Source organism: Lysobacter sp. N42, assembly GCF_004344885.1.
On the sequence record NZ_SKFB01000017.1, the window covers coordinates 1 to 19,021 of the forward strand.

Below are 19,021 nucleotides of genomic sequence, written 5' to 3' on the forward strand. Positions count from 1 at the left end.
GGGTACCGTCAACGAGGACGGCACGTCGCAGGCGGCGATCCTGCGTGCCTCCATCGAGCGCACCCTCGCCACCGGCGGGCTGGAACGCGAGCATCCGCAGCAGCGCCATCTCGAAGCCCGCGCGGGCACTGGGCGCATACGGCAGGTCCCGGCGCGCGGCCAGCGCCATCTGGTACCAGAGCTGCACGAGCTCGGGCGGCAGCAGGCCTGCCATGGCATCCACGTCGACGCCCTCGGCCTCGGCCTCGACCTCCGCCGCCGGCACGAGCTGACGCACCTGGATGCGATGCAGCGCCTCGGCCACGGACTCCAGCACGTCATCCCAGTCCGGCGAGAACTCGGCCAGCCCGGCGATGCCCGCCATCAGCCCGGCACCGTCGCCGTGGGCCAGCGCATCGAGCAGCACGCCCACGCGGTTGCGGTCGACCGTGCCCAGCATCGCCGCCACGCCGGTATCCGACAGCGTGCCCCCCGTGTAGGCGATGGCCTGGTCGAGCAGCGACAGGCCGTCGCGCAGGGAGCCGTCGGCCGCGCGCGCCAGCTGGCGGATGGCGCCTTCGTCGAAGCCGATGCCCTCGGCCCCGAGGATCTTCGTCATCTGCCCGGAGATCTGCTGCTCGTCCAGCCGCTTGAGGTTGAACTGCAGGCAGCGCGACAGCACCGTCACCGGCAGCTTCTGCGGGTCGGTGGTGGCCAGCAGGAACTTCACGTGCCCGGGCGGCTCCTCCAGCGTCTTGAGCAGCGCGTTGAACGCGGGCTTGCTCAGCATGTGCACCTCGTCGATGAGGTACACCTTCACCCGGCCGCGGCTGGGCATGTACTGCGCGTTGTCGATGACCTCGCGCACGTCGTCCACGCCGGTATTGCTGGCGGCGTCGATCTCGAACAGGTCGATGAAGCGGCCGGCATCGATGTCGCGGCAGGAATTGCACTCGCCGCAGGGGTCGGCCGAGGTGCCGCGCTCGCAGTTCAGGCTCTTGGCGAAGATCCGCGCGATCGTGGTCTTGCCCACGCCGCGGGTGCCGGTGAACAGGAAGGCATGGTGCACGCGGCCGCTGTCGAGCGCGTTCGTGAGCGCGCGAACGACGTGTTCCTGCCCGACGAGTTCGGAAAAGCGCCGCGGGCGCCACTTTCGGGCAAGGACGAGGTAGGACATTCGGTTCCGACGCGTGCCGCCGGGGTCTCCGGCGAGGTCGGGCGATTGTGCCAGAGCCCCGTCGCAGCCCGTGCGCGCCTTGTGGCTGCGGGGTGCCCCGGCGTAGAATCACCGGCCCTGAGCGCGGCCGGACGCCATGCCCAGGCCCAGGTGCGGAGAGGTGTCCGAGTGGTTGAAGGAGCACGCCTGGAAAGTGTGTAGGCGGCTAAACCCCGCCTCGGGGGTTCGAATCCCCCTCTCTCCGCCATATCACCGCCACGCCGTGGCCTGCGTCACCCCAGCAAGTCTCCATGGTGGCCCCGTCGGCCCCTCGCGACGCTAGGTCGAAAACCCCGCCAGGGCCGGAAGGCAGCAACGGTATCGACTGATGCGGGCGCCGAGGCCAGCCGGCGGGGTCATCGCCATTTGCGCACCTCCGAAAGCCTGCAAGCGTGTGGCGTGGCGCGCGGCGGCGCGTTGCAGCGCATGTCGCAGGCGAAGATCACTGCGGCGCGATGCGGGCGCCGAGGCCAGCCGGCGGGGTCATCGCCATTTCCGCACCCCCGAAAGCCTGCAAGCGTGCGGCGTGGCGCGCGGCGGCGCGTTGCAGCGCATGTCGCAGGCGAAGACCACCGCGGCGCGATGCGGGCGCCCACGCCAGCCGTGGGGGTCATCGGCCTTGCGGACAGCTCAAGGTCCGCGGGCGGCCGCGGCGCGACGCGCGCCGACGTTACGCAGCGGCGCAGGCCGCGGCCCTCGGCTCAGCCCGAGTACAGCGCCGTGAAGGCGTCCTCGTCCGAGACCTCGAGCACCGCGGCCACGAAGTGGTGCGGCACGTTCAGGCGCACGTCGACGCTGTGCTCCTCCTCCGATTCCAGGCCGAGCACGAGTTCGGCGTAGTCGCCTTCCAGATGCACCTTGCGGCATTCGACGTACGCGCCGTACGGCGCACCCACCCGCAGCCATGGGGTGAGCAGCGTCGCCAGCTCGAGGCGGCCGGGCTCGGTCAGGAACACGCTCACGTGGCGGCGGCGTCTGGACATTGGTGTCTCCGTGATCGGGTCGGCACGAATCTAGGGAACGTGGTGTCGGCGCCGCGCGAGCATCGCGCCCGGTTACGACGCCGCGGCCATCGCGGTCGGTTCACGCAACAGCACCACCTCGCCCGGCCGGCCGACGCGATGACCGCGCGCAGCCAGCGCGTCGCCATCCGCGGGGCTCGCATAGTGGTAGAGGAGGCAGCGCGCGAGCAGCGCCGGCGGGTATTCGCGCTCGAGATCGTCGATGCCGCTGTGGGAGGGGTTGCCGTGCAGGCCACAGTCGTGCGCGACGAGTTCATCGGCATCGGCATGCCGCGCGAGCATCTCCGGAATCGGACGCGTGTCGCCCGTCCAGACCACGCTGCCACGCAGGCGCAGCCCGAAGGCCGTGTCGGGCCAATGATGGCGCACGGGGAACACGTCGAGCCGCCGGCCCTCGTGCCAGAACGCATCCGACACCGGCACCATCTGGAACGCATCCCAGAAGTTCGCACCGCCCTCCGCGAGCGCGTTCGGGTAGGACGCGACGCGCTGCTGCAGCAGCGGCACCAGCGGCGCCGGCACGTAGACCCGCACGCGCCCGCGCCAGGCCGGGTCGAAGTAGGAATCGACGAACAGGCGTTCGAAGCCGCCCACGTGGTCGAAGTGCGCGTGGGTGACGAACAGCGCCCGCGGAGAATGCCCGTACGTGCGCTGGAACGCGGTGAGCCCCTCGCCACCGCAGTCGATGGTGAGCCAGGGCGCACCATCGCGCTCGATCGTCGCCATCGCCGAGCCGAGCTCGACGGCCGATGCGTTGCCCACGCCATGCAACCGCAGCGTCCAGCCTGCGCTCATGCCTGCCACTCCCGTTCGTAGGCCTTCACCAGTGTCTCGAAATCCGAATCGACCTGCGCCGCGGTGCGCACGCCGCGGCGCTTGAGCAGCGAGCGATGCAGGCGCGCGAGGTTCCAGCGGCGCCAGCCTTCGGCCGGCGCACGCAGGCGGCCGCGGTCGAGGTCGATCAGCCAGGCCGCACCCTGCGCATCGAAGAGGATGTTGTCGGCGTTGAGGTCGGCATGGTCCAGCCCCGCGCGATGCGCGCGCGCCACGAGGCGGCCGGCCTCGTCCCACGGCGCATCGCCCTCGATCGCGAGCTCGGCCAGCGTGCGCGCGCCGGGAATGCGTTCGACGAGGATGGCGGTGCGGTAGTGCGCGCCGCGCTGGACGTACATGGCAGCGACCGGCGCCGGCACCGGCACGCCGCGCCGCGCCACCTCGCGCAGCAGGCGGAACTCGGCGACCCCGCGCACGCGCGACTCGCCGCTCCACCAGTAGCGGTCGCGGCTCACGCGCGCGGCAAGGCCGCCGCGGCGATAGTGACGCAGCACCACGTGGCCGAAGGATGCCTCGACGAACCAGGCCGCCCCGCGTCCACCCGCAGACACGGGCCGCGCCCGCTCGCCCCACCATGCCGGGTCGAACCATTCCCTTCGCGCTTGTTCGACGCGCTCGGCGTCGAACACAATCGCGCCACGGCCGGCCGGGCCGTCGAGTTCGATGCGTGATTCCCCGGCCCATTCGCGCGTCATGCCCGGAGTCTAGCAGTGACCCCAGCCCCGCTTCGCCGCAATGCGCGCATCTGCCTGCTGCGCCTGTCCGCGCTCGGCGACGTCACCCACGTGCTGCCGCTCGTGCACACGCTGCGCGAGGCGCTGCCCGAGGCCGAACTGACCTGGATCATCGGCCGCGGCGAGCGGCGGCTCCTGGACGGCCTGCCGGGCGTGCGCTTCGTCGAATACGACAAGAAGAGCGGCCTGGCCGGCATGCGCGCGCTGCGCAGCGAGCTCGGCGGCCGCTTCGACGTGCTGCTGCAGATGCAGGTGGCCGCGCGCGCGAACCTGCTTTCGGCTTTCGTATCCGCGCGCCGGCGGATCGGATACGACCGCTCGCGCTCGAAAGACCTGCACGGGCTCTTCGTCAACGAACGCATCGCCGACCGGCCGGGCATCCACGTGCTCGACGCGATCGGCAGCTTCGCCGAGCCGCTCGGCATCCGGCGCCGGGAAGTCCGCTGGGACCTGCCCGTACCCGCCGAAGCGCGCGCCTGGGCCGCCGCGCAGTGGCCGGAGGACGGCACACGCACCCTGCTCGTTTCGCCCTGCTCCAGCCACGTACTGCGCAACTGGCGCAGCGAGCGCTACGCGGCGGTCGCCGACCATGCCGCCTCGCGCGGCTGGCGCGTGGTGCTCTGCGGCGGGCGCAGCGAGCTGGAGCGACGCATGGGCGATGAGATCAAGGCCGCGATGCGCTCGCCGGTGCTCGACCTGATCGGCAAGGACACGCTCAAGCAGCTGCCCGCGCTGCTCGAACGCGCGGACCTGGTGATGACGCCCGACTCCGGGCCGATGCACATCGCCAACGCCATGGGCACCAAGGTGCTGGGGCTGCACGCGGCCAGCAATCCGGCGCGCAGCGGCCCCTACAGCGACCTCCGCTACTGCGTCGACCGCTACGACGATGCCGCGCGCCGCTTCCGCGGGCGCCCGGCGCCGGAACTCGGGTGGGGCACCAAGATCGAGCACGAGGGCGTCATGGACCTGGTGACGGTCGACGACGCGATCGCGGCGTTCGAGCGCTTCGTCATGGACCATCCGGGCCCGCGCGGCGCCTGAGGCTCAGGCCGACGGCTGGCGGTAGTCCTCGTAGGACTTCTCCTCGACGTAGGCCGAGCCCAGCGCGAGGTTGATCTCCTTCTTGATGCGCGCGCGCTCGTCGTTCTCGAAGTAGACCGCGCGCGCCAGGCGGATGAACTCGGCATCGAATTCCTGCCGCTTCTCCTTGACGCGGATGTCGTCCTCGATCTCCCAGAGCCGCTCGTTGACGGCCTTGAGCTCGGCGCGCAGGCGGACGATGTCGTGGCCGGCGGCCGGATGGGCCATCCAGGTCCGCTCCAGCGCGGCCAGTTCCCGGCGGACGTTGGCCAGCTTGGCCTCGTCCTTCATGCGCTCGGACTTGATCTGCAGGATCGCGATCTTGTCCAGCAGCTCGCCGAAGGACACGGGGACCTGGATCTCGGACATGGCGGCGCCTCGAATGCGGGCCGGACAGTCTACCCGCCCGCCCTCCGCCCTTGTCGCCCGGACGGCACCGCCGTATGATTCCGGGCCCGTCGCCCGTCGGCGGACGCCCCTCCGGAGAGGTGGCAGAGTGGTTGAATGTACCTGACTCGAAATCAGGCGTACGTTTATAGCGTACCGAGGGTTCGAATCCCTCCCTCTCCGCCAGACATGAAAGAAGGCTCCCGCAAGGGCGAGCCGTTCCCTCTAAGTGTTGAAGGTTTGCCGGCCAGCGCTAAACACGCTGGCCGGCGTTGTTTTGAGGGTAGCTGATCTTGAGAAGGCCTATGCGGCCGGAGCCGAACTAGCTTGCGGCGGGCCCGGCGGCGGCTTCCGCCTCTACGGCCGCAATGAACGCCCGCACGCGCTCGTATAGCGCACTGCTCTGCTCTCGGAAGCCCACGTAATAGAGGACCGCGTTCATGGCGATCTCCTGCTTGAGGGGATCCCAGATTCGCACCCGCTCGACGAGATCAGCGCGTGAGAGTGGTTTGAGACCCATCTGGACTAGCGCTTCGGACGCCTCAGGGTCGAAATCCAATGCCACAACGAGTCCGAGCGCTTGATGCTCGGCAATCAGGTGCGCGAACTCCGCAAGGTCCGGCAAGGTGCCCGTTCCGACTGTGAACTGTTTGACCTCCGCAGACAGAACGAGGTCCGCTCCGTCCCGTGCATCGATGTCGCCGACCCGCTTCTCCCGTTTGGAGCCGGTGCGGACCTTCCCGACCTCGACCTGGAGATGGGGTGCATCGGCGCGGATGTAGCCAAAGACGGTGCCCTGATAGGCCGCACCCGAGGTTTCTCCCTTCTGCACGCTCATGTCGAAGCGTTCCAGGAACCACAGGAAGCGCGGCGGCTGCCGGCGAATGGTGGAAGCGTCGATGGCTTGGGAGGGCAGCGCGTCAAGCACAAACTGCTTCGCAGCCTCTACCAGCTGATCGGCCTCGGCTGTAGACAACTGCAGCAGTGCGTTGAGCCAGTGAACGTAGTCGCCCCACGCTTGGGTCGCGTGGGGCGCGGAGCTGGGGTAGTCGAAGCGTTTCTGGTCTGCACGGAACCAATTGGCGGCCGCGTCGTAGTGCCCGCGGATGCTGTGCGTCCCGCCGTCGGGTCGCTTGACGACCAGTGTGTTGATGGCCGCGCCAGTGCCCCGCTTGGTCACTCGGGGGTAGATGACGTGGAAATCATCCAACGAGGCGAAACGACCGTCCAGCGCGTGCAGCTCGCGAAGGAAGTTGATGAACGCGATCAAGAGGCCAGGAAGAAAGCGTCGCCGCTGCCCCGCAGAGAAGTTGGCGGTGACCTCGGCGAGGATCGCGGCAGCGCTGGGAGGTAGTGCCTTGGGCATTAAAGAGCAGCCAGCTTGGGGATCGCCTGTGCAGCCATCGCAAAGTACAGCGCATCGCGCTCGGTGCCGATGGCCTTGACCCCGAGGTGCGCGGCAGCCGCCAACGTGGATCCGCTGCCCGCGAACGGATCGTATACGACCCCCTTACCCAGCGGCAGGACGTGCCCCACGATGTGCCGCATGAGCTTCTGGGGCTTGATGGACGGATGGGGCGCGATGGCGCGCTCAACGTCCCGGGCTGGCGCCGCCTCGACGATGTCGCGGAAGGGTTCGTCCGCGCTCAGCCGCTTGAACCCGCCTGTTCCCCACTTCCGGAGATTGTCGGCGACGGTCGCCTCGCTGATGCGCTTGCGGAACAGACCCCAGGGTTCCCAGCTAGACCGAGGCATCACCGAGACGCCAGCGAACTCGACCTCCGACCCTTTGGGCCGGTCACCGCCCCGCAACGTCTTCACGATGCGGATCAGCTCGCCGCGCTTCTCCAGACCCGACGTTTCAATGGCGGCAAAGGTCGTGGACGACACCAGCGGATTGGACGCAATGACCAGATGGCCGCCGGGCACAAGGATTCGCTGTGCCTGGAAGGCGAAGGCGGCGAAAAAGCTGGTAAGGCGCTCCCGATCGGCCGGCGTAAGGACGGTAAAGCGTGGCAGTGGGCTGCGCTTGCTGCCGTCGAAACTCGGGGGAATGCGCCAGACACCCCCTTTTCCCTTTCGGAGCTTCGTGTGCTCCCGCTCGTCAAACTCGATCAAGCCATACGGCGGATCGGTGACGATGGCATGCACCGAATTCTCGTCCCGCTCGGCCATCCACTGCAGTGCATCAGCGAGCACCAGCTCGATGCCAGGCGCCGGCTGCGCAACCGGGAATGCTTCGCGCTCCGTAGTGGCTTTGGCCGCCTTGGGTTGCTTCAGGCGGGACGTGGCGGTCACCTTGGTGGCCGCTTCCTTGCGGTTCTTGGTCTTCACAGACTTCCTCATCGTGGTCACTCCCAGGGCTGTTCGCGGCGCAGGGTGCGGATCGAGCTTATCAAACGTGGCAACGGCGGTCCGGCGAAAGCCGGTCTACCAGGTCCCCTCCAGGGAAACAGTTGGCAAGCGCATCACCCGCGGCGCCCGGCCGTCACCAGAGGATCAGCTTGGCGTCGTCAGCAAAGCGCTCTGTTGAAGGCTGCTGGTGCGAGCGAGGGGGTTCTTAGAGGTGCCCGTCCATGGGCTGGGGATACGGGCGATACCATGTGGCGCACACGTTCGCGAGATCCGCGGTGGCGGGCCGGCGAAGGGATGCCGAAACGAGTGCGTTGGTAAGGGGTGCATCGGGAACCAGCAGAAACGTGTCGGCGACCTCAAGGTCCTCAAGGGTCGATGCCATCGTATCCACGTGGCGCTGGAACGACCGTCGGGGTACCGGTACACGTATCCCACGCTCTGCGGCGTTCTCCGGGAAAATGGGCGCCATCAGATCGATGGCCCAGTCGCCGACCTGGATCCAAGCGTGAAAGGCGGCCCGATCGCTCACCAGAACATCGTCCTCGAAGCGGCCGAAGGTAAGGACGGTGGGCGGATCCCCGCCCAGGCCGTAGTGCGCAGCGCCTGCCAGCGGAGTCGTGTTGAGCTTGTGGTACTTCTCCAGCAGGTAGCCGCCCACGACGGAGAAGAACAGGCATGCCTGCGTGGTGTGGGCGCCGGCGCCGTCCAGCACTGCACGCATTACGCCGTGCAGGCGTTCGTAGTCCTGTTGCGACAGCGGAGGGGTCATCGCTTCCTCGCCTTTGCCTTGCCCTCAGTCGGGAATCTCAGCTCGAGGTGATAGAGGGTGATGTCACGCAGCGGCAACGATCGCAGGTGATGCGTCTCCATGACGGCATGCTTTGCGAACTGGCGCGGCGGTGCTTCGTGGTAGCGCCCCTTGTCGTAGGCGCGCAGCCCCAGCTCGATGACCGCATTGCCTTGCGCCATGGAGGCCGTCGTCGCCTTGACGGCGCCGACGCCTTTGGGGTCAACGTATCCAATCATGAAGGCAACTGGCTGATCCGGGGCGTAGCTTCCGATGACGAACCGGCGAACACCTTCCTCTAGGTACCGACGGCGATACTGCTTGGCCCGCGTGTCTGTCACCCCGTAGAGCTTCTTGCACTCGAAGATGAAGCGCACGTTGTGCGTGTCCTGGACCACGGTGCCGTAGGTAATGTCCAGCCGCCGGCTGTCGCTCATGTCGGACTTCACGGTGGAGACTTCGAAGTCCCAGAAGCCGCTGACCAGGGTGTCCGGCAGCAGCGTCTGTAGATGACGGGTCAGCCGCTTCGAGATGGCCGTTTCACCGTCATCGAAGCTGACATCAGGCGCGGGAGCGTCCGCGATCTCCCGAAAAGCATTCACCAGGGTTTCGACGATCTGCTCGGCGCGAGAGATCGGCAGCACCAAAGACCACGGGTTCACCACGGTCATGCGATTTGCGCCGACTGGTGGACATGCCGGACGATCTTGAGCGCATCGTCCAGGGCCGCGGACGTAAGCCACAGGCGCCGAACCAATGGCTTGGCAAAGTGGATGGTGGCGCCCTCCTGAACCAAGACATCACCCCGCAGCGCCAGTCCCCCGTCGAGTACGCCGGCCAGCAGCCCGTGCTGGCGAAGATCGGACAGCAGTGCGTCCACGGCGGCCGTGCTCACGGCAGACTTGCTGGTACGGCCTTGCGGGCGCACGGTGATGGAAACCCGACCCAAGCCCTCCATCTGCCCGGGGTTCCAGACATCCACCTGGGTCTCGAATCCGCCCATGCCATCGAGCTGACGACGGCTGCGCTCAAGCTCGGCGACCAGGGTGGCGGCATACCGCCGCAGTTCCACCAGGGTCGGGGCACGCGAGAGGGGCGATGACACCGACTCGATTGTGGTCGGCTGCAGGTTGGGCAGCACCAATTGGGCGACCTCCGAAACAATGACGCTCAGCGTCGGGCTGATCTCGAAATATTCCTGGATCTGCTCCTCGATCTCCTGAGGCAGGTCTTCGCTGGGCGCGGTCAAGGTGGCTTTCTCAGCCTTGGCCACCCATCGAGCCACCTCTTTGACGATGGCCTGGGCACGCTCAGGATCCGAATGCTGCGAGGGCAAGCGGAAGGGCAGCTCCAGCAGCTCGCCGTGCTTGATCTGCGTGCGCTCCATCACCGCGGAGGGCGCGAGGAGCAGCGCCAGGTAGGCGCCGAAGCGCGAGCACAGGTACGCGGCCGCGAACCTGGCCAGCGCGTCGCCGCCAACACCCAACCGCAACGCGGAGCACGAGTTCGTGATCGACGCCGGTTCAGTAACGGCAAAAGCCCGGATCCGATGGTGGGCCGTCATGCCATTGGGCACGATGACACGCGCCCCTTCGTACAGGGCGCGGTCGCCACGACTGGCAATCTGGGAGAGCTCCCGCGGCCACGGCTGCAGGCAGTGCTTGGGGAGGGCGGGGCCCGTCCCCGGGAGGGAGTTGGCGTCGATGTGCGGCCACTGGCGCAGGAAGCCAGGCGAGATCGCCTTGGTCCCGTCGGTCATGTGGAAGCCGCCACCACTGGCGCCCTCATGCCGGGCGATCACAGACCCGATGGTGCCCTGCAGGCGCAGGCGCTCGACCTCCGCCAGCTCACGCTCCGAGCCCCAGTACAGGCCCTGGACGAGGCGCGGGTTCAGGCTCAGCTGGGACTGCAGCAACGTCCGCCGATCGCTGGCGTGGATCACCAAGCGGTTGTACAGAAGGCCGAGGTCAGCCTTGGGGGTGACGTACTCAAAGCTCGGCGGCACCCGTGTCATGCTCGCATCATCGGCGGTCGCGGGCTCGGCCACGACGACCATGCACGGATGCTTGGCGCCGGGGAAGAGCAGCAGGCGCAGGTCGGAGAAGTTGATCAGGCGGGTCAGCCGGACCTCTTCCAGCCAGCGCTCCAGGAACTTGCGATGCTGGGGCCGGGCGAACGCGCCCGCGGGCATGATCAGGCACAGCCGCCCGCCCGGCTCGACCAGCTCGGCGACGCGGAACGCAAACGCGGTCGCGATCTGCCGGAGCGGGATCTTGAGCTTGCGGGCCTTCGACCACGTCTCATAGGCCTGCTTGCCCTGAGAGCCGGCGGGCTCGCGCCAAGGCGGATTGGAGATGGCGATCGTCGGCCGAGGCGCCTTCCCACTGACGATGGGGTGCTTGGTCGAGAAGAAGTCGCCGTGGTGGGACTGGTCAAAGATGTTGCTTCCCAACAGCTCCGGCAGCTTGGTGCGCGGTGGCTCGGGCAAGTCCTCGAGCAAGCACAGGTAGAGGCTGAAGGCCGTCACCTTGCAGGCGGCAGCGTTGATGTCGCCGCCAAAGATGTGGCTGGTCAGCAGCCGGCTGCGCTCCGCAAGGCCCATCCGCTTACCCGCCCGCGCCTCGGCACTGCCCAGCATGCGACGGAAAGCGGCCGTGAGCAGGATGCCCGATCCACAGGCGCCATCCCAGACGACTTCATCCTCCGGCCGGGCCCTGCCACGGAAGGCCTCGTCCACTGCCAACTGCGCCAGATGGCGGGGCGTGTAGTACGCGGCATCGTTCTTCTTGCGCTCTGCGAGGAACGTCTCGTAGAGACCCGAGAGCAGCTCGATGGGGATGTAACGGAAGTCGTAGGGCCACAGCGACTGCTGCCCTCCGGCCAGGTCGTCCTGCTTCAGGAACCGATCGAGCACGGCAAACTGGGCCTCGCTCAGCCGCGACCAAGATAGTTGGTTGTTCGTAGGCGCGAGGAAGTCGCCGTTGAACCGGGTCTTGAGTTCGGCAAAGAGCCGCTCGAGGCCGGCCTGGTCACGCTCCGCGAGCAGGACATCGAAGGGGCGTAGTCCCTTCTCCTTGCGGAAGCTGGCCGTGATCAGGCCACGGTGCTCGAGGTAGGACACGAACAGGACCTGCGCCATCAGGTGCTGCGCATCGATCAGCGCCGAGGGGGAGCGCCCCGCCACCAGCTTGTCGATGGCCAACGTCAGGTTGCGCAGCAGCACCTTGTCGACCCGGGCGCGTGGATTGAACCAGTCCGGGTGGAGGCTCCGCAGGGCATCCGAACGAACGCCGTAGGCAGAGTAGGCGTGGGACCGGTCGAGTTGATCGGCATCGACCACCGGGCCCGGCATGAGCTTGGGCGGAATCGGCCAGGCCTGCACCGCGTCCCGGCCGACCACCAGCAACAGCGAGACAAGGCCCTGGTTCCAGAGCTGCGCTCGCAAGGCGTCGTAAGCGGAGCCGCCTTGACCGGGGTCGCCCGCCACCAGGCATACCGCCGGCACGCCGTCCACGTCGTAAACGCCCAGGACCGATGGCTCGGCCTCCAACAAGCGTGAGAGCTCGGCGGCGTAAGGATGGGCGCGATCTACCGCGCGGTCACGCAGGTGCAGGGCCTCCGGGAGGTCCTGAAAGCCGAGTCGATCGATCAGCGCGGCGGGGCGGTTGGCGGCCATAACCCACCGTAGCCCTTTTCAACATGCTGCGCAAGATAATTGCCAACATGACTATGCAGGTGGTACACATAATCCATGCCATCGGCCAACAGCCAGCCAAACGCCACCCGTCGTCGTCGCTCGTCCCCGGACATGAGTGCTGCCCAGCGGTTGCGGCTGCGCTTCTTGGAGTCGGTCGTCGTGTGGGAAGGCGCGGTGCACCGACAGCGTCTGGTCGAGATGTTCGGCGTGACCGAGAATCACGTCAGTCGGGATTTCAAGCTCTACACGGGCCGACATCCCCACAACCTCACGTACGACCTTTCGCGTAAGCGCTACCTGCCCACGGCAAAGTTCCGGCCGCAGTACGCCTCTGGTTCAGCGGATGAGTACTTGGCGATGCTGCGGATGGTGTGTGACAGCGGCGACGTGCGGTTGCCGGGGATGCCGGCGCCCACCGAGGCTGATGTGGTCCCGCTCACCTGCGGCGGCGTGGACGCCAAGACCCTGCAGGCGATCACCCGAGCCATAACCGACCGTACCGGGCTGGAGGTCGTCTACCAGTCGATGCGCCGGCCAGAGCCTGCGAAGCACTCCCTCTGGCCGCACGCCCTAGTGTTTAGCGGGACGCGCTGGCACGCCCGGGCCTATGACCTAGATGCGGGGTCGTTTAGGGATTTCGTCCTGTCCCGGCTGACCGTGAAAGCATCCCTGACGCAGGATTGTCCTGAAGGCGCTCCCGAGCGCGATGCAGAGTGGACCTCACGAGTCGAGCTTGAGGTGAAACCGGCCGGTCGGCTCTCGGGTCCGCAGCGCCAGGCCATTGCACGGGAATACGGCATGTCCGGGGGCGCCGGCAAAGAAAAGTGGACGCTATCCCTGCGCACCTGCTTGGTTCCCTACTTCTTGCACCTGCACCGACTGGACAGCAAGGACCGCAAGCCGTTCCTCGAGCTGGCGGATCCGAGTCTTGTGGAGCGACATCGCTTCCCAGACCCCTGAGGCGACCTTAGGCGGCCAATATGCATTTGACGCCGCAGCATCGCGTCAGGATGGACGTGCTCGCACGACCATGGTCTGCTGAACTCCCGCCGGTTCCGAACGCCTTTGGCACCCGGACGATCAGCCGCCGGACGTTCTCCGGGGCGTTCCAATGATCTCTGCGAGCGAGATGCGCCGATCGAGCAGTCCAAGCCGCATCGCAGGTGTCGACTTATCTTGGGCGCCGCCCAAGTGGTAGTTGTAGATCACGCGGAAGATGTTCAAGAGTTGGCAGGCCACTGCCGGGTTGTAGGGAGCATAGATGTGGCACGTACGCTGCGCGTTTGAGGGCGTGCTGATTGGGCGTTCTAGAAGTGAGATTCGGCGGCGGATAGACATGAAGAATCTGTCTATGGGCTTTAGCCCTGCCGTGAGTGCCGCTTTCGCCAGAAGGGCTGGGTCGTTCTGCGCGCGGACCGTGAGCAAACTGATGCATTTCCCGGGTTCCGCCCGGTCACACAAAGGGTGCTGAGCCCAAGGGGTCGGATTCTTGCCGTCCTTTAGAACGCCCGTGATCACTTCTTTCAGCCACAGCACGGCGGCGTCTGTCCTGGATAGGCCAGGGTGTTTGGTCATGAACTGCTGGAGTGCCCGTTCCGAGCGGGCCAGAGACTGGTCTCGCTGATCGACCGTCAGCTCTTTCTCACTCCTGACGTGGAATGCCTCAAGCTCGCCGCGACGGATACGCTCATTGAACCCGACCAAGGCTGCGGTGCGCAGTCCCGCATCCTGGTCCATGAACAGGGTGATCCGCCGTGCTCCACGAAAGAACTCTTCAAGCAGCAGGAAGTGGGCCATCAGAACGTACTCCTGCCTGATCTGAACGCCGCGGGACGGCGCAGTCTGCACAAAGTGTTCGTCAAACGGGTCTGCCGAATCAAATGACCTGGCTCGGGTTCGCTGGTCCTGAACCTCGGCCCCGGAACGCGCGGCGTTCTCTTCACGCCGATTAGCCGTTCGTGCGTAGTCGGAGAGGAGCCAGAAACGGGGCCGCTGTCGCGCGTAGGGCTCACGCGCCACGTCCCCATTCAGACGCGCCATGTGCTCGACCTCGACGGCACCGATCCCTGGGTCGAAATTGGGATGTATCCCAAGGACAAATCCGGATCTCCGCTCTGCGGTGGCCACGGCCCGAACCATGAAGCTAAGGCGATTGAGATGGGAGCCCCAGTTGACCAGGTAGTCCTGACGGTCCGTCGCGAGGTCAACATGCCCGAACTCCATCGAGCGTAGCCGTGATTCATGCGCCGCTGCGAACGCCAGACACTGTTGCTCGAAGAACTCGATCTTCCGATACAGCGTCTGCGGGCCAACCCCGGCCACTTCCAAGATGCGTCGCATGGGCACCTTGTTGACCAGTAGCGACAGAAGGATCTCGTTCTTGTCGGCGGCCTTCTGTCGCCAGGTGGGCGCCACCGGCATCGACTGGGTTCGGCCGCACGTTCGGCAACGAACGCGTGGTGAACCACTCTTCGTCTTGCCGAACTTCTGAAAGCTGGGCTCCCCGGTCCTCCGGGAATCGCAGTCGCCGTTTGCGCACTGAAGGAGCGATGGTGCCTCCAGATAGCCACGCGCCCGCGCCAGTTCCTCCTGAACGCCAAGATTGCTCTTGAGGGAGCTGATGTGGCCGCACTGGCGGCAACTTAGGCCTCGCCGATCTTCCCTGCCGGTGAAAGTATGGGTGACAAGCTGACCGGGGCGGCCCCGACGTTTCGGAAGGCCGGCGGCTGTTTCTTCGGTGCGAGGGACTGGGGGGAGACCGAAAGCTGCGCACGCCGTGTTCCTACAGGTGTTTACCTGTAGACCATCAGCGGCGATCGGTAGAAGTTCGCCTGACGGCTCCCCACGCTTCGGCAAAGAAGCCCCCTCCTTTGTTCGGAAGGGGGCGATTGTAGATCATCAACACTTAGAAGGAACGGCTCGCCCGCAAGGGGGCCTTTTTTCATGTCCCACGCAGGCATGTGGCGCAGTCCGTCGCGGTGTTCGGCAAAGCGGCAGGAAAGGCGTTGCCGACCGTCCGAGACTCCCCGCGGGCACTGCGCATCCGCGTGCCGGGCGGTGAACGCACACGGCAAACGAAAACGGCCCCGAAGGGGCCGTTACCTGCATATCCGCGAGCGCGGCCGTCAGCCGGCCGAGCCCTGCCGCCCGCCACTGCGGCGTCGCGAGGGCCCCTGCTTCGGGCCGGCATGTGCATGCCGCTTGGGCGCGGCGCCATGCGGCCGGTGGGCCGCCTTGCGACGCGGGTTGGGCATGGCGCCCGTCAGCTGCAGCGGCCGTGCCGGCGCGAAGCCCTCGACGGTGACCAGTTCGACCTCCTGCCGCAACAGCTTCTGCACCTGGGCCAGCAGCGGGCCCTCCTCCATGCCCACCAGCGAAAGCGCCTCGCCCGATGCGCCGTTGCGCCCGGTGCGGCCGATGCGGTGGACGTAGTCCTCGGCGACCATCGGCAACTCGTAGTTGATGACCAGCGGCAGGTCGGGAATGTCGAGGCCGCGCGCGGCGACGTCGGTGGCCACCAGCACGCGCGCCTTGCCCGCCTTGAAGGCGTTCAGCGCCTTCTGCCGCTGCGCCTGGCTCTTGTTGCCGTGGATCGCCACGGCCTTGAGGCCGGCCTCCTCCAGCTGCTCGGCAAGCCGGTTGCAGCCGTGCTTGGTACGACCGAACACCAGCACCTGGTCCTCGAAACGCTCGGTGAGGATCTTCACCAGCAGGTCGCGCTTGCGCGAACCGTCGACCGGGTGCGCGCGGTGCGCGATGGTCTCGGCGATCGTGTTGTTCGCCGCCACCTGCACCTGGTAGGGGTCGTGCATGAACTCCAGCGCGAGCTGCTTGATGCGCGCCTCGAACGTGGCCGAGAACAGCAGCGTCTGGCGCTGTTTCGGCAGCTTGCCGAGGATGCGCTTGATCGCGGGCAGGAAGCCCATGTCGAGCATGCGGTCGGCCTCGTCGAGCACGAGCACTTCGATCGCGTCGAGCTTCACGCTGCCGCGGTCCATGTGGTCGATCAGGCGGCCCGGCGTGGCCACGAGCACGTCGACGCCACGGCGGAACAGGTCGACCTGCGGACCCATGCCGGCGCCACCGAAGATCGCCCCGATGGACATGCGCAGGTAGCGCGCATAGGTGCGCAGGTTGTCGCTCACCTGCACCGCGAGCTCGCGCGTGGGCACCAGGATCAGCGCACGCGGCTTGCGCGGGCCGTTGACCGGCGTGGCCTTGCCGAGGCGGTTGAGCAGCGGCAGGCCGAACGCGGCGGTCTTGCCGGTGCCGGTCTGTGCGCCGCCGAGGACGTCGTGGCCGGCCAGCGCGAGCGGGATCGCCTGCTGCTGGATGGGGGTGGGCTGGTTGAAGCCGTTCTCGGCGAGGGCGCGCAGCAGGGCCGGCGACAGGCCGAGGGCCTCGAAGGTCGAGGTCGTCTGGGTCATGGAAATCTCCGAAGGCAGGTGCCACGGCATGCCGTGGATCGACTCGAAGCTTTCCCGTACCGCGCCGCGAGAAGGATGGATGACGCGCCGGAAGCTCCGGTGCGTGTCGGCGCCGAGTAAATCGTGCGGGATGACTGTCGCGAGGGCCGCGAAAGAAACCTGGGAAGCGTGCCGCGATGCGGCGATGCCAGGCGCTGAACAGGAGGCATCCTACGGCAAACGCCCCCGCACGGCGAGCCGCGCCCACCCGCGCCGTTCAGCCGGAGTGGCCGCCCGGCCTGCGGCATGACCTTCGACACCGCACAACCCGGCCGCTTCGGGCTAATGTCGCGCGGCAGGCGGCCTGCCGCCGCACGCCTTTCGCATCCGCTGTCCCGGCCCCTGGAGCCCGACGTGACCCTCAACAGACCCCAAGTCCTCCTCTCCCTCGCCATCGCCGCGGTGCTCACCGGCTGCCCGCAGAAGGAGTCCGCCGACGGCGCGATGGCCGCGACGCCCGCGACGCAGGGCGCGACGCTGAAGATCGACGAGAGCAAGCTGCCGCCGGTGAACCGCTTCGGCAAGGCCGACCTCGATCCGTCGAAGGACGCCTGCACCGACTTCGGCGGGCACGTCAACGGCAAGTGGCTCGCAGCCAACCAGATCCCCGGCGACCGCACCTCGTGGGGCGCGTTCGAGATGCTCGACGAGCGCAGCACCGCGGTGCAGCGCCAGATCGCCGAGCAGGCCGCCGCGATGAAGGGCGCCACGGGCGTCGAGAAGATCGTCGGCGACTTCTGGGCCACCGGCATGAACGCCGAGGCCATCAATGCCGCCGGCCTGAAGCCGCTGCAGGACCGCATCGACGCGATCGCCGCGCTGTCCACCCCCGAGCAGGTAGCCGAGCACCTGCGCACGTCCGCCGCGAAGGGCGAAGGCTTCCTGTTCTCGTTCGGCCCCGAGGCCGACTTCAAGAACTCGGCGATGAACATCGCCTATGCCGGACAGGGCGGCCTGGGCCTGCCGGACAAGACCTACTACTTCGACGCCGACAAGAAGGACAAGCTCGCCGCCTACGAGCAGCACGTGGCGAAGGTACTCGAGCTGTCGGGCGTGCCGGCCGCCGATGCGGCGAAGCAGGCCAGGGACGTGATCGCGTTCGAGACGCGCCTTGCACGCGCGTCGAAGTCCAGCGAGGAGCTCTCGCGCGACGTCTCGCTCTACTACAACCCGGTGAGCGTGGCCGATGCCGACAAGCTCACGCCGAACTTCCCGTGGTCGAAGTTCTTCGCCTCGCAGGGCATCGCCGCGCCGCAGATGTTCTCGCTGGCGATCCCGGGCTTCCACCAGGAAGTCTCGAAGATGCTCGGCGACGTGCCCGTGGCGCAGTGGCAGAGCTACCTGCGCTTCCACCTGGTCGACAGCGCATCGCCCTACCTCGCCGACGCCTTCGCCGAGGAGCACTTCAACTTCTACAACAAGGCGCTGCGCGGCCAGAAGGAAATGAAGGAGCGCGGCAAGCGCGTGCTCGACACCATCGAGGGCCAGGCCGGCGAGGCGCTGGGCCAGATGTACGTCAAGGTCGCGTTCTCGCCCGAGTCCAAGCAGCGCATGCAGGAGCTGGTCGGCAACCTGAGCCAGGCGCTCAAGGCCCGCATCGAGAACCTGCCGTGGATGAGCGAGGACACCAAGAAGAAGGCCATGGAGAAGTGGGCCAGCTTCACGCCCAAGATCGGTTATCCCGACAAGTGGCGCCCGTGGGACGGCCTGGCCACCTCGCGCGACAGCTACATCGGCAACGTGCTGGCCGCCAACGAGTTCAACTACCGCTGGCAGTTGGGCAAGATCGGCAAGCCGGTGGACAAGACCGAATGGGGCATGAGCCCGCAGACGGTCAACGCCTACTACAACCCGCTGCAGAACGAGATCGTCTTCCCGGCCGCGATCCTGCAGCCGCCGTTCTTCGACCCGAAGGCCGACGATCCGCTCAACTACGGCGGCATCGGCGCAGTGATCGGCCACGAGATGATCCACGGCTACGACGACCAGGGCTCGCGCTTCGGAGCCACCGGCAACTTCGAGAACTGGTGGACCCCGGCCGACGCCAAGGGCTTCGGCGGGCTCACCGACAAGCTCGTCGCGCAGTTCAACGCGTACGAAGCGGCGCCGGGCGCGAAGGTCAACGGCAAGCTGACGCTGGGCGAGAACATCGCCGACCTCGGCGGCCTGGCCACCGCGTACGACGCGATGAAGCGCGCCACCGCCGGCACGCCGGATCCGATGATCGACGGCATGACGCGCGACCAGCGCTTCTTCGCGAACTGGGCCACCGTCTGGCGCCGCAACTTCACGCCGGAGGAGCTGAAGGTGCGCCTGGCCACCGACCCGCACGCACCGGCGAACTTCCGCGCGATCGGCGCGCCTTCCAACCTGCCGGCCTTCGCCGCGGCGTTCCAGTGCAAGCCGGGCGCGCCGATGGTGCGACAGGGCGATCAGCAGGTCGTGATCTGGTAAGCACGCA

The 19,021-nt window shown here is 67.2% G+C and carries 15 protein-coding genes, 2 tRNA genes and 1 other RNA gene; 6 read left to right on the forward strand and 12 right to left on the reverse strand.

Annotated features, from left to right (window positions below):
* On the reverse strand, positions 1-1,156 hold a 1,156-nt coding region (gene dnaX / locus EYQ95_RS17740), incomplete at its 3' end, for a DNA polymerase III subunit gamma/tau (RefSeq protein ID WP_132328785.1).
* Positions 1,157-1,310: 154 nt separating this feature from the next.
* Between dnaX and EYQ95_RS17745 the strand changes: the two genes are divergently transcribed.
* Both EYQ95_RS17745 and ffs read left to right on the forward strand, forming a co-directional pair.
* Positions 1,311-1,403: transfer RNA gene (locus EYQ95_RS17745), tRNA-Ser, on the forward strand.
* Positions 1,404-1,455: 52 nt separating this feature from the next.
* Positions 1,456-1,552, forward strand: an RNA gene (gene ffs / locus EYQ95_RS17750) — signal recognition particle sRNA small type.
* 344 nt (positions 1,553-1,896) lie between these two features.
* Here ffs and EYQ95_RS17755 read toward each other — a convergent pair.
* From EYQ95_RS17755 to EYQ95_RS17765, 3 genes are all read right to left on the reverse strand, one after another.
* A complete protein-coding gene (locus tag EYQ95_RS17755) occupies positions 1,897-2,178 on the reverse strand; it encodes a hypothetical protein (protein WP_132328787.1) in 282 nt (93 codons plus the stop codon).
* A gap of 72 nt (positions 2,179-2,250) precedes the next feature.
* The gene (locus EYQ95_RS17760; RefSeq protein ID WP_132328789.1) at positions 2,251-3,012 is read right to left on the reverse strand and encodes an MBL fold metallo-hydrolase; all 762 of its coding nucleotides are present in this window, start codon (positions 3,010-3,012) and stop codon (positions 2,251-2,253) included.
* Complete coding sequence (locus EYQ95_RS17765) at positions 3,009-3,746, reverse strand: 3-deoxy-D-manno-octulosonic acid kinase (protein WP_132328791.1); 738 nt, start codon at positions 3,744-3,746, stop codon at positions 3,009-3,011. The genes EYQ95_RS17760 and EYQ95_RS17765 overlap by 4 nt, the downstream gene beginning before the upstream one ends.
* Positions 3,747-3,761: 15 nt before the next feature.
* Here EYQ95_RS17765 and EYQ95_RS17770 point away from each other — a divergent pair, with 15 nt between their 5' ends.
* The gene (locus tag EYQ95_RS17770; protein ID WP_243699977.1) at positions 3,762-4,829 is read left to right on the forward strand and encodes a glycosyltransferase family 9 protein; all 1,068 of its coding nucleotides are present in this window, start codon (positions 3,762-3,764) and stop codon (positions 4,827-4,829) included.
* Positions 4,830-4,832: 3 nt separating this feature from the next.
* Here EYQ95_RS17770 and EYQ95_RS17775 read toward each other — a convergent pair whose 3' ends face one another.
* Entirely contained in the window at positions 4,833-5,237 is a 405-nt protein-coding gene (locus EYQ95_RS17775) for a DUF6165 family protein (RefSeq protein WP_132328793.1), read from the reverse strand.
* A gap of 113 nt (positions 5,238-5,350) precedes the next feature.
* Between EYQ95_RS17775 and EYQ95_RS17780 the strand changes: the two genes are divergently transcribed.
* Positions 5,351-5,441, forward strand: a tRNA-Ser gene (locus EYQ95_RS17780).
* 136 nt (positions 5,442-5,577) lie between these two features.
* Here EYQ95_RS17780 and EYQ95_RS17785 read toward each other — a convergent pair.
* The 5 genes from EYQ95_RS17785 to EYQ95_RS17805 all read right to left on the reverse strand — a co-directional run bounded on the left by EYQ95_RS17785 (position 5,578) and on the right by EYQ95_RS17805 (position 12,073).
* Positions 5,578-6,621 (reverse strand): hypothetical protein, encoded by a 1,044-nt coding sequence (locus EYQ95_RS17785; protein WP_132328795.1) that lies wholly within the window; start codon positions 6,619-6,621, stop codon positions 5,578-5,580.
* Positions 6,621-7,589 carry a DNA methyltransferase gene (locus EYQ95_RS17790; RefSeq protein WP_243699978.1) on the reverse strand — a complete coding sequence of 323 codons (969 nt, stop codon included), beginning with the start codon at positions 7,587-7,589 and terminating at the stop codon, positions 6,621-6,623. The genes EYQ95_RS17785 and EYQ95_RS17790 overlap by 1 nt, the downstream gene beginning before the upstream one ends.
* 226 nt (positions 7,590-7,815) lie before the next feature.
* Positions 7,816-8,379, reverse strand: coding sequence for a DUF2026 family protein (locus EYQ95_RS17795; RefSeq protein ID WP_132328797.1), 564 nt, complete (start codon positions 8,377-8,379; stop codon positions 7,816-7,818).
* Positions 8,376-9,068 (reverse strand): hypothetical protein, encoded by a 693-nt coding sequence (locus EYQ95_RS17800; RefSeq protein WP_132328799.1) that lies wholly within the window; start codon positions 9,066-9,068, stop codon positions 8,376-8,378. Before EYQ95_RS17800 ends, EYQ95_RS17795 begins: the two co-directional genes overlap by 4 nt.
* A complete protein-coding gene (locus EYQ95_RS17805) occupies positions 9,065-12,073 on the reverse strand; it encodes a class I SAM-dependent DNA methyltransferase (protein WP_132328801.1) in 3,009 nt (1,002 codons plus the stop codon). Before EYQ95_RS17805 ends, EYQ95_RS17800 begins: the two co-directional genes overlap by 4 nt.
* Before the next feature lie 132 nt (positions 12,074-12,205).
* On the opposite strand from EYQ95_RS17805, the gene EYQ95_RS17810 reads away from it, so the two are divergent.
* Positions 12,206-13,054 carry a WYL domain-containing protein gene (locus tag EYQ95_RS17810; protein WP_165924774.1) on the forward strand — a complete coding sequence of 283 codons (849 nt, stop codon included), beginning with the start codon at positions 12,206-12,208 and terminating at the stop codon, positions 13,052-13,054.
* Between the two features lie 120 nt (positions 13,055-13,174).
* Here the strand turns inward: EYQ95_RS17810 and EYQ95_RS17815 are convergent, their stop codons facing one another.
* Both EYQ95_RS17815 and EYQ95_RS17820 read right to left on the reverse strand, forming a co-directional pair.
* Positions 13,175-14,515 (reverse strand): hypothetical protein, encoded by a 1,341-nt coding sequence (locus EYQ95_RS17815; RefSeq protein ID WP_132328805.1) that lies wholly within the window; start codon positions 14,513-14,515, stop codon positions 13,175-13,177.
* A gap of 704 nt (positions 14,516-15,219) precedes the next feature.
* The gene (locus EYQ95_RS17820; RefSeq protein ID WP_132328807.1) at positions 15,220-16,521 is read right to left on the reverse strand and encodes a DEAD/DEAH box helicase; all 1,302 of its coding nucleotides are present in this window, start codon (positions 16,519-16,521) and stop codon (positions 15,220-15,222) included.
* Between the two features lie 285 nt (positions 16,522-16,806).
* Here EYQ95_RS17820 and EYQ95_RS17825 point away from each other — a divergent pair, with 285 nt between their 5' ends.
* Entirely contained in the window at positions 16,807-19,014 is a 2,208-nt protein-coding gene (locus EYQ95_RS17825) for a M13 family metallopeptidase (RefSeq protein ID WP_132328809.1), read from the forward strand.
* Positions 19,015-19,021: the final 7 nt, after the last annotated feature.

Bases quoted from the DNA above. Each gene is read 5' to 3' on its own strand.
- EYQ95_RS17805 (WP_132328801.1), bottom strand. From the start codon at position 12,073: ATGGCCGCCAACCGCCCCGCCGCGCTGATCGATCGACTCGGCTTTCAG.
- EYQ95_RS17800 (WP_132328799.1), bottom strand. From the start codon at position 9,068: ATGACCGTGGTGAACCCGTGGTCTTTGGTGCTGCCGATCTCTCGCGCC.
- EYQ95_RS17785 (WP_132328795.1), bottom strand. From the start codon at position 6,621: ATGCCCAAGGCACTACCTCCCAGCGCTGCCGCGATCCTCGCCGAGGTC.
- EYQ95_RS17810 (WP_165924774.1), top strand. From the start codon at position 12,206: ATGAGTGCTGCCCAGCGGTTGCGGCTGCGCTTCTTGGAGTCGGTCGTC.
- EYQ95_RS17760 (WP_132328789.1), bottom strand. From the start codon at position 3,012: ATGAGCGCAGGCTGGACGCTGCGGTTGCATGGCGTGGGCAACGCATCG.
- EYQ95_RS17775 (WP_132328793.1), bottom strand. From the start codon at position 5,237: ATGTCCGAGATCCAGGTCCCCGTGTCCTTCGGCGAGCTGCTGGACAAG.
- EYQ95_RS17825 (WP_132328809.1), top strand. From the start codon at position 16,807: ATGACCTTCGACACCGCACAACCCGGCCGCTTCGGGCTAATGTCGCGC.
- EYQ95_RS17795 (WP_132328797.1), bottom strand. From the start codon at position 8,379: ATGACCCCTCCGCTGTCGCAACAGGACTACGAACGCCTGCACGGCGTA.
- EYQ95_RS17765 (WP_132328791.1), bottom strand. From the start codon at position 3,746: ATGACGCGCGAATGGGCCGGGGAATCACGCATCGAACTCGACGGCCCG.
- EYQ95_RS17820 (WP_132328807.1), bottom strand. From the start codon at position 16,521: ATGACCCAGACGACCTCGACCTTCGAGGCCCTCGGCCTGTCGCCGGCC.
- EYQ95_RS17815 (WP_132328805.1), bottom strand. From the start codon at position 14,515: ATGCCGGTGGCGCCCACCTGGCGACAGAAGGCCGCCGACAAGAACGAG.
- EYQ95_RS17755 (WP_132328787.1), bottom strand. From the start codon at position 2,178: ATGTCCAGACGCCGCCGCCACGTGAGCGTGTTCCTGACCGAGCCCGGC.